Origin of the sequence: Dactylosporangium sucinum (genome assembly GCF_014647515.1) — a bacterium.
Classification (GTDB): Bacteria; Actinomycetota; Actinomycetes; order Mycobacteriales; family Micromonosporaceae; genus Dactylosporangium; species Dactylosporangium sucinum.
The window spans coordinates 63,661-71,724 of the sequence record NZ_BMPI01000061.1 but is presented as its reverse complement, the minus strand read 5'-3'; the positions used below and the strand labels follow the sequence as shown (position 1 = coordinate 71,724).

Annotated in this window: 8 protein-coding genes and 1 riboswitch; of the genes, 4 read left to right on the top strand and 4 right to left on the bottom strand. The window is 73.3% G+C overall.

From position 1 onward, the window contains the following. Positions 1 to 76: 76 nt before the first annotated feature. Positions 77 to 1,015, bottom strand: coding sequence for a non-homologous end joining protein Ku (gene ku, locus IEZ31_RS42690; protein WP_190255840.1), 939 nt, complete (start codon positions 1,013 to 1,015; stop codon positions 77 to 79). A gap of 97 nt (positions 1,016 to 1,112) precedes the next feature. Here ku and ligD (IEZ31_RS42685) point away from each other — a divergent pair, with 97 nt between their 5' ends. Together ligD (IEZ31_RS42685) and ligD (IEZ31_RS42680) are read left to right on the top strand one after the other, a co-directional pair. Further along, positions 1,113 to 2,042: a non-homologous end-joining DNA ligase gene (gene ligD / locus IEZ31_RS42685; RefSeq protein WP_190255839.1), complete on the top strand. Its 930-nt coding sequence runs from the start codon at positions 1,113 to 1,115 to the stop codon at positions 2,040 to 2,042. Continuing rightward, a complete protein-coding gene (gene ligD, locus IEZ31_RS42680) occupies positions 2,035 to 2,916 on the top strand; it encodes a non-homologous end-joining DNA ligase (RefSeq protein ID WP_190255838.1) in 882 nt (293 codons plus the stop codon). The genes ligD (IEZ31_RS42685) and ligD (IEZ31_RS42680) overlap by 8 nt, the downstream gene beginning before the upstream one ends. 118 nt (positions 2,917 to 3,034) lie before the next feature. Here ligD (IEZ31_RS42680) and IEZ31_RS42675 read toward each other — a convergent pair whose 3' ends face one another. Then, complete coding sequence (locus IEZ31_RS42675) at positions 3,035 to 4,225, bottom strand: aminotransferase class V-fold PLP-dependent enzyme (RefSeq protein WP_190255837.1); 1,191 nt, start codon at positions 4,223 to 4,225, stop codon at positions 3,035 to 3,037. Positions 4,226 to 4,240: 15 nt separating this feature from the next. Next, positions 4,241 to 4,356, bottom strand: a riboswitch (SAM riboswitch). Beyond that, positions 4,349 to 5,047: a hypothetical protein gene (locus IEZ31_RS42670; RefSeq protein WP_190255836.1), complete on the bottom strand. Its 699-nt coding sequence runs from the start codon at positions 5,045 to 5,047 to the stop codon at positions 4,349 to 4,351. It overlaps the preceding riboswitch by 8 nt. Between IEZ31_RS42670 and IEZ31_RS42665 the strand changes: the two genes are divergently transcribed. Continuing rightward, positions 5,019 to 6,398, top strand: a complete 1,380-nt coding sequence (locus IEZ31_RS42665; protein WP_268241738.1) for a PrsW family intramembrane metalloprotease — start codon at positions 5,019 to 5,021, stop codon at positions 6,396 to 6,398. The genes IEZ31_RS42670 and IEZ31_RS42665 overlap by 29 nt on opposite strands. Here IEZ31_RS42665 and IEZ31_RS42660 read toward each other — a convergent pair. Then, the gene (locus IEZ31_RS42660) at positions 6,389 to 6,748 is read right to left on the bottom strand and encodes a GroES family chaperonin (RefSeq protein WP_190255835.1); all 360 of its coding nucleotides are present in this window, start codon (positions 6,746 to 6,748) and stop codon (positions 6,389 to 6,391) included. The two genes, IEZ31_RS42665 and IEZ31_RS42660, sit on opposite strands and share 10 nt — an antisense overlap. 89 nt (positions 6,749 to 6,837) lie before the next feature. Here IEZ31_RS42660 and IEZ31_RS42655 point away from each other — a divergent pair. Then, positions 6,838 to 8,064: AI-2E family transporter (locus tag IEZ31_RS42655; RefSeq protein ID WP_190255834.1), on the top strand; the 1,227-nt coding region annotated here is incomplete at its 3' end.

Sequence of the window (8,064 nt, the reverse complement as noted above, 5' to 3'; positions counted from 1 at the left end):
CACCGACGAAACCACCCCAACCTGGCGAGACACCTGAACGTACATAACTCACAAACTTCGTGAATCAGACGTCCTCTCAGGCCGACTTCTTCGCCGCCGTCGTCTTCTTCGCCGCGGTGGTCTTCTTCGCCGGGGCCGCCTTCTTGGCCGGCGCCTTCTTCGCGGCGGTCTTCTTGATCGGTGTCGGCTCCTCGGCCTCCTCCTCCGCGGCCTCCTCGGCGGCCGGGGCCGCCTCGCCGCGGGCCGCCCGCGCCCGCTCGACCGACGCCCGCAGCGCCGCCATCAGGTCGACCGCCGCGGCCGGCGCCTCCTCGGCCTCCTCGGGCTGCACGACCTCGCGGCCGGCGACCTTCGCGTCGATGACCTCCTGGAGGGCCTCGCGGTAGTTGTCGGTATACGCCGACGGCTCGAAGTCGGCCGCCATCGACTCGATCAGCGAGCCGGCCATCGCCAGCTCGGCCGGCCGGGCCGAGATGTCCTCGTCGAGGATGTCGAACTTCGCGGCGCGCACCTCGTCGGGCCACAGCATGGTGTTGAGGACCAGCACGTTCTCGCGCACCCGCAGGGTGGCCAGCTGCTCGCGCTGGCGCAGCGCCACCTTGACGATCGCGACCCGCTCGGTGTTCGTCAGCGCGTCGCGCAGCAGCGCGTAGGGCTTGGCGGCGGTCTGCTCGGGCTCCAGGTAGTAGGCCTTGTTGTACAGGATCGGGTCGACCTGCTCCACCGGCACGAACTCCAGCACCTCGATGGCCCGGCTCGTGGTGAGCGGGAGGTCGGCGAAGTCGTCGTCGGTCAGGATCACCATCTCGCCGCCGCCGAGGTCGTAGCCCTTGGCGATGTCGTCGTAGCTGACCTCGTCCCCGTCGATGGAACAGACCCGCTTGTACTTGATCCGTCCGCCGTCCTCCCGGTGCACCTGGTGGAAGCGGATGTCCTTCTCCTCGGTCGCCGAATAGAGCCGGACGGCGATCGACACCAACCCGAAGGAGACCGCGCCCTTCCAGATCGCGCGCATCGGTAATCCCTTTCCGCAGCTTGTCGACCTTCCACCAACAGAATTGCATCGTTTCGACGCGGACGCGAGGAACTCGCAGGCGAACTATGGTGTGGACATGGGGGGTCCGCCGGCGCCGATGCTCGCCTCGGCCGGCGTGCTGCCGTCCGGGCCGGGCTGGGCGTTCGAGTTCAAGTGGGACGGGATCCGCGCGATCGCGGTGATCAGCGGGGGAGCGACCCGGTTCTACGCGCGCAGCGGGGCCGAGGTCACCGCCGCCTATCCGGAGCTCGCCGGGATCGGGCGCGGGCTCGACGACACCGTGCTCGACGGCGAGGTCGTCGCCATGGACGAGGCGGGCCAGCCGTCGTTCCAGGTGCTGGCCGAGCGGATGCACGTGCGCGACCCCTACCGCGCGGCCCGGCTCGCCGCCGCGGTGCCGGTGACCTACCTGGTCTTCGACGCACTGAAGATCAATGGTGAGGAGCTGGTGCACCGGCCGTACCATCTGCGCAGAAATCGCCTCGAAAGCCTCACCCTGGGCGTGCGCGCCGTCGTGCCCCCGTCGTTCGACGACGGCCCGGCGACGGTGGCCGCGTCGCGGGAGAACCGGCTGGAGGGGGTGGTCGCGAAGCGGACGAGCTCGCTGTACCACCCGGGGATCCGGACGCCGGACTGGGTGAAGGTGAAGCTGGAGCAGAGCGCCGAGTTCGTCGTCGGGGGCTGGCGGCCCGGCAAGCGCGCGTTGGGCGCCCTGCTGGTCGGCGTCCCGAGCGGTGAGGGCCTGGCCTACCGCGGCCGGGTCGGCGGCGGCATCTCCGGTGAGTCGGAGAAGGCGCTGCTCAGCGCCCTGCAGCCGCTCGCCGCCGGGGGCTCGCCGTTCGGCGACACGGTCCCGCGCGAGGACGCCCGCGGCGCCGTCTGGGTCGCGCCGCACCTGGTGGTCGAGGTCAAGTACAGCCACCGCACCCGCGACGGCCGCCTGCGCTTCCCCCGCTTCCTGCGCATCCGTCCCGACCTGTCCCCGGCGGAGGTGAGCGATGCCTGACCGGCTGCGCGTCGAGGTCGAGGGCCGGCAGCTGGAGATCAGCAACCTGGACAAGGTGCTGTATCCCCAGGTCGGCTTCACCAAGGCCGAGGTGATCGACTACTACACCCGCGTGGGTCCGACCCTGCTGACCCACCTCGCCGGCCGGCCGCTGACCCGCACGCGGTACCCCAACGGCGTCGACGGCAACAGCTTCTTCGAGAAGAACGCCCCGGCCGGCACCCCCGACTGGATCCGCACGGTCCGCCTGCCGGTCCCCGGCTCGACCAAGAGCCGCGAGAAGATCGACTTCATCCTGGTCGAGGAGCTCGCCGCGGTCGTCTGGCTGGCCAACCTGGCCGCGCTCGAGCTGCACACCCCGCAGTGGCGGGTCGACGACGACGGCCGCGCCCTCGACCCCGACCAGCTCGTGGTCGACCTCGACCCGGGCCCGCCGGCCGGCCTGCCGGAGTGCTACGAGGTGGCCCTGCTGCTGCGCGAGCGGCTCGCCGCCGACGGCCTGTCGGGCTGCCCGAAGACGTCCGGCAAGAAGGGCATGCAGCTGGTCGTGCCGCTGCCCGGCGACGAGACGGCCGACGAGATCAGCGCCTACGCCAAGGCGGTCGCCGACGAGCTGGCCCGGGCCCACGCCGGCCTGATCGTGTCGAAGATGGCCAAGCAGCTGCGCCCGGGCAAGGTCTTCATCGACTGGAGCCAGAACAACGCCTTCAAGACGACGGTCGCGCCCTACTCGCTGCGAGCGGGCGCCCGGCCGACCGTGAGCGCCCCGCTGACCTGGGACGAGGTCGAGGCCGGCCGGCTCACGGCGGCCGACCTGACCCCGTCCGCGGTCCTCGACCGCCTCGACGACCTGGGCGACCTCCTGGCCCGCTGAGGCCTGTTCCAGCACCGGGGCTTCCGACCCCGGTTGTGCGACAGGCCTTGGTGCGGTGTCCGGGAAGCTTGCCCGGGCTGCCACGCGATCTTCCTGGCCGGAGCACCTATTCCGGCGGCTACCGATCGAGGGCCGCGAGCAGGCGGTCCACGTGCTCCGCCGTGGTGCCCAGGCCGAGGCTGGCGCGCACCGCCTGGGTGGGGACGTCGACGGCGCCCAGCCGGGTCGCCGCCTCGGCGAGCAGCCGGCGGGTCAGCGGGTGTGCGCAGAACAGCCCGGTGCGCACCCCGATGCCGTGGTCGCGGCCCAGCCGCACGGCCAGCTCACCCGGGTCCTCGCCCGCGACCGCGAACGACACGATGCCGACCCGCGGCGCCTCCGGCCCGAACAGCCGCAGCTCCTCGACGTGCGGCAGCCCGGCCAGGCCGGCCCGCAGGCGGTTCACCAGGGCCTGCTCGTGTGTGTCGGCGTCGTGCAGGGCACGCAGCGCGGTGGCCAGGGCGACCGCGCCGAGCAGGTTCGGCGTGCCGGCCTCGTGCCGGGCCGGGCCGGTCGCCCAGCGCACGGTGCCGTCGGCGGCAACGTTGGCGCTGGCGCCCCCACCGGCGAGGTACGGCTCGGCGGCGTCCAGCCAGTCCGCCCGCCCGACCAGCACGCCGGCCCCGAACGGCGCGTAGATCTTGTGGCCGGAGAACGCCACGTAGTCCGCGCCCAGCTCGGCCAGCGAGACCGGCGCGTGCGGGGCGAGCTGGGCCGCGTCGACCGCGATCCGGGCCCCGAACCGGTGCGCGACGGCCGCGAGCCGCGCGACCGGCCACAGCTCCCCGGTCACATTGCTGGCCGCCGTGACGCTGACCAGCGTGCTTTTCCCCGTGTTGTACAGGCAGCGCGTGAGCGACGCCACCGCCTCCTCGGCCGACCGGGGCGCCGGCAGCCGCACCACGTCGGCCCAGGGCAGCAGGTTGGCGTGGTGTTCGGTGTCGAACGTGACGACGGTCGTGCCCGCCGGCAGCGCCCGCGCGAGCAGGTTGAACGCGTCAGTGGTGTTGCGCGTGAAGACGACGGTGTCCCCGGCGCCGCACCCGAGCAGGTCGGCGACGGTCTCGCGAGCCTGCTCGTACTCCCTGGTGCACCGCTCGGACAGCGCCCCCGCGCCGCGGTGGACCGACCCGTAGAAGGGCAGCAGCTCGGCGACGGCGTCGGCGACGACCCGCAGGCAGGGGGCGGTCGCGGCGATGTCGAGGTTGGCGAAGTCGACGCTGCGACCGTCACGGAGCTTGACGTCGCCGGGGGACAGGACAATGGACATGGAGGCATGGCCTTCCGCTCGCGCTTGCCCGCCACACCGCGCGACGGGCCGGGTCATCACCCGGGGCACCCCGCCGCGAACGCGAGGGTTGCCGGCCAGCGAGCCGGGGCTTGGCGCTGGCACTCATGACCTCCGGTGACGATAGCGCGGATAGAGTTGGCCCATGAGCGAACTCCCGCCGAATGGGACGCCGTCCGACCCACCGGCCGGGCCCGCGACGGGCCAGTCACCGCCTCCGGATCCAGCCGCGCGGCTGACCGCCGCTGCGGGCTCCGCTTCGGGTTCCGCCGGGCCCGCGGACGACCAGCCGCCGGCGCCCTCCGCCGGGTCCGCGGACGACCAGCCGCCGGCGCCCTCCGCCGGGTCCGCGGACGACCAGCCGCCGGCGCCCTCCGCCGGGTCCTCGGGCGGCCAGCCGACGGCGCCCGCGCCGTGGGCCCCGGCCGCGCCGTGGGTGTCGCCGACCCAGCCGTCGGCCGCCGCGCCCGGCAACGGGTCCGTGCCGCCGGCCGCTTCCACCTGGGCCTCGCCCACCGCCTCGTCCGCGCCTTCCGGGCCGCCCTCACCTTCCGGGCCGCCCGCGCAGCCCGGCGGGTCGCCGTGGGCTCGGCCCGCGCCGCCCGGGGCGCCCGGGCACTCGCCCTTCTCCTCGCCCGCGGGCCTCACCGACCCCGGCGCCTCGTCCCGGAGTTCCGCGGCGCCGTCCGGATGGCCGGCCGCGCTGCCCGCGGTGCCCGGCGCTCCCGGCAACTGGGCGCCGACCGCCGAGGCCGCGACCTCCGCCGTGCCGAACGTGACCGAGGCCGCGGAGCCGGTGACCAACGAGCAGGCGTACGCGACCGCCGCGCTCGCCCTCGCCGCCGCCCCGCCGGCCAAGCGGTCCGACCGGCGGCGGCTGTGGACGCTCATCCTGGTCATGGGGTTCATCGCCGCGTGCGGCGTGGCCGTGCTCGCGTTCTTCGGGTTCAGCGGGGGCTGGACGGCGCTCGTCATCGGCGTCGGGGCCGCGGTCATCCCGGTGCCCGTGCTCGTCTTCTGCTTCCTGTGGCTCGATCGGTACGAGCCGGAGCCGGTGAAGTACCTCGTCTTCGTCTTCGGCTGGGGTGCCTGCGTCGCGACCGGGGTGGCGCTCGTGGTCAACACCACCAGCAGCTATCTCGCCGATCGCGCGGGCCTGTCCGACGCGCTCGTGGCCGTCCTGGTGGCGCCGTTCATCGAGGAGAGCATGAAGGCGCTCGGGCCGATCCTGCTGTTCTGGCGCCGCCCCCGCGCGTACTCCGGCATCATCGACGGCATCGTCTACTGTGGACTGTCGGCGACCGGCTTCGCCATGGTGGAGAACATCCTGTACCTCGGGTTCAAGGGCTACGCCGACACCGCCGAGAAGAACGGGCCGGTCTCCGGCGCGGCGGTGCTGGTCGGCATCTTCATCGTGCGCATCCTGATGACCGGCTTCGCCCACCCGCTCTTCACGTCGATGACCGGCATCGGCCTCGGCATCGCCTCGCGCACCTCGAACCGGACCGTGCGCTTCCTGGCCCCGGTCGCCGGCCTGCTGCTCGCGATGATGCTCCACGGCGCCTGGAACCTGATGTCGGTGACCGCCACGGCCAGCGCGTGGGTGCTGCTGTACGGCTACTTCGCGGTGATGATGCCGATCTTCCTCTGCATGGTCGGCTTCGCCCTGTGGCTGCGCGCCCACGAGGGCCGGATGACCGAGCGCGTGCTCGGCGAGTATGCGCGGGCCGGGTGGTTCTCGCCGCCGGAGGTCGCCGCGCTCGGCACGCTCGGGCGGCGGCTGGCGGCCCGACGCTGGGCCCGCCGGGTGGCCGGCGACGCAGGCGACAAGGCGATGAAGGCGTTCCAGTTCGACGCGACGCGGCTGGCGTTGCTGCGCGACGGGCTGCGAAGAGGGCTCGACAAGGAGCCGAGGCGCCGGCAGGAGGCGCTGGTGGAGGAGCTCCGGCTGCTGCAGGCGCTGCAGGCCTACCGCCAGGTCTTCGTCGGGCGGGATCCGCAGGCTCCGCGGGCGGTGTGGGACGGCTCGCAGTACCACATCACCTTCCCGGACGGCGTGGTGCGCGTGCTCGACGCCCCGCCGACCCCGGTCGTGCCCGTGCCGGTCGTGCTGGCTCCGCCGCAGCCCCCGCCGATGCCCGTCTACTACAGGTAGAGGCCCGTCGAGTCGGGCTCGACCCGCCGGGCCGCGACCGCGTGCACGTCGCGCTCGCGCAGCAGCACGTAGTCGCGGCCCTGCAGCTCGACCTCGGAGCGGTCCTCGGGGTCGAACAGCACCCGGTCGCCCGCCACGATGGACCGCACGTTGGGCCCGACGCCGACGGCCGTGGCCCACGACAGCCGGCGCCCGACCGAAGCCGTCGCCGGGATCACGATGCCCGAGGCGTGCCGGCGCTCGCCCTCCGCACCCTCGAGCCGGACGAGCACCCGGTCGTGGAGCAGGCGGATCGGCAGGCCGCCGTCGAGGTCGTGGGCGGGCGGGGTGGTGGCGGGCTGTGCTGTCACGCTTGCGACGCTACCGCCTCGATGCGTGCCATTGCCGCTCGACCCGGACTACGGTGAGGTGTCAGCTGCCGTCGGGGGAGGTTCGTTTCGTGGGCCGGTTCGATCAGGTGCGCGCCAATCTGCGCCGCGCCTATCTCCAGCGGGTGGAGACCGCCCGAGCCCAGCGGGAGGCCGCGATCGTCGAGCCCGAGCCGGACCCGGACCCGGTGATCGAGGAGATGGAGGCCGAGCTGGCGCCCGGCCACCCGTCGACAATGAGCCGCGACGACGCCGAGGTGCCGCACGGCCTGCGCATCGCCGCCGCCTGGTCGTGGCGGCTGCTCGTGCTGGTGGCGGCGGCCGCGGTGCTGCTGTGGCTGGTCGGCCGCCTGAAGACCGTCCTGATCCCGCTGAGCATCGCGCTGCTCCTGTCGGCCCTGCTCGCGCCGATGATGGGCGTGCTGAGCCGGCGGGTGAAGCTGCCGCCGTCCCTGGCCGCGTTCCTGGTCCTCATCACCGGCCTGGCCGCGGTCGCGGGCGTGCTGACCCTGGTCGTCAGCGAGTTCGTCGACGGCTTCCCGGCCCTGTCCGACAAGGCGTCGGCCGGCGTGCAGCAGATCCAGACCTGGCTCACGACGGGCCCGCTGCACCTGAGCGGCCGCCAGCTCGACGCCACCTTCGACGCCGCGTCGAAGTGGCTCAGCGACAACCGCGGCACGCTGACCGACAGCGCGGTCTCGACGGCCACGGCCACCATCGAGTTCCTCGCGCTGCTGTTCCTGATCCTGTTCGTGACGTTCTTCTTCATGCGCGACGGCAAGCGCATCTGGCACTTCCTGACGGGCGTCCTGCCCGGCCCGGCCCGCGACCCGATCCGCCGCGCGGGCGAGGCGGCCTGGCACACGCTGGTCGCCTACGTCCGGGCGACGGTGCTGGTGGCCTTCATCGACGCCCTGGGCATCGGCCTGCTCCTGCTGATCCTGAACGTGGACTTCTGGTTCCCGCTCGGCACCCTGGTCTTCCTGGGCGCCTTCGTCCCGATCGTGGGCGCGACCCTGTCCGGCGCCGTGGCGGTCCTGGTGGCCCTGGTGGACGAGGGCCCGATCACGGCCCTGGTGGTCCTGATCGGCGTGATCGCGGTCCAGCAACTGGAGGGCCACGTCCTGCAGCCCCTGATCATGGGCCGGGCGGTGTCGGTCCACCCGCTGGCCGTGATCGTGGCCATCTCGGCCGGCGTGGTGCTGGCGGGCATCATCGGCGCGCTGGTGGCGGTCCCGCTGGTGGCGGTCCTGAACACGGGCATCCGCCACCTGGTCCAGCACCGAAGGGAACCCCCA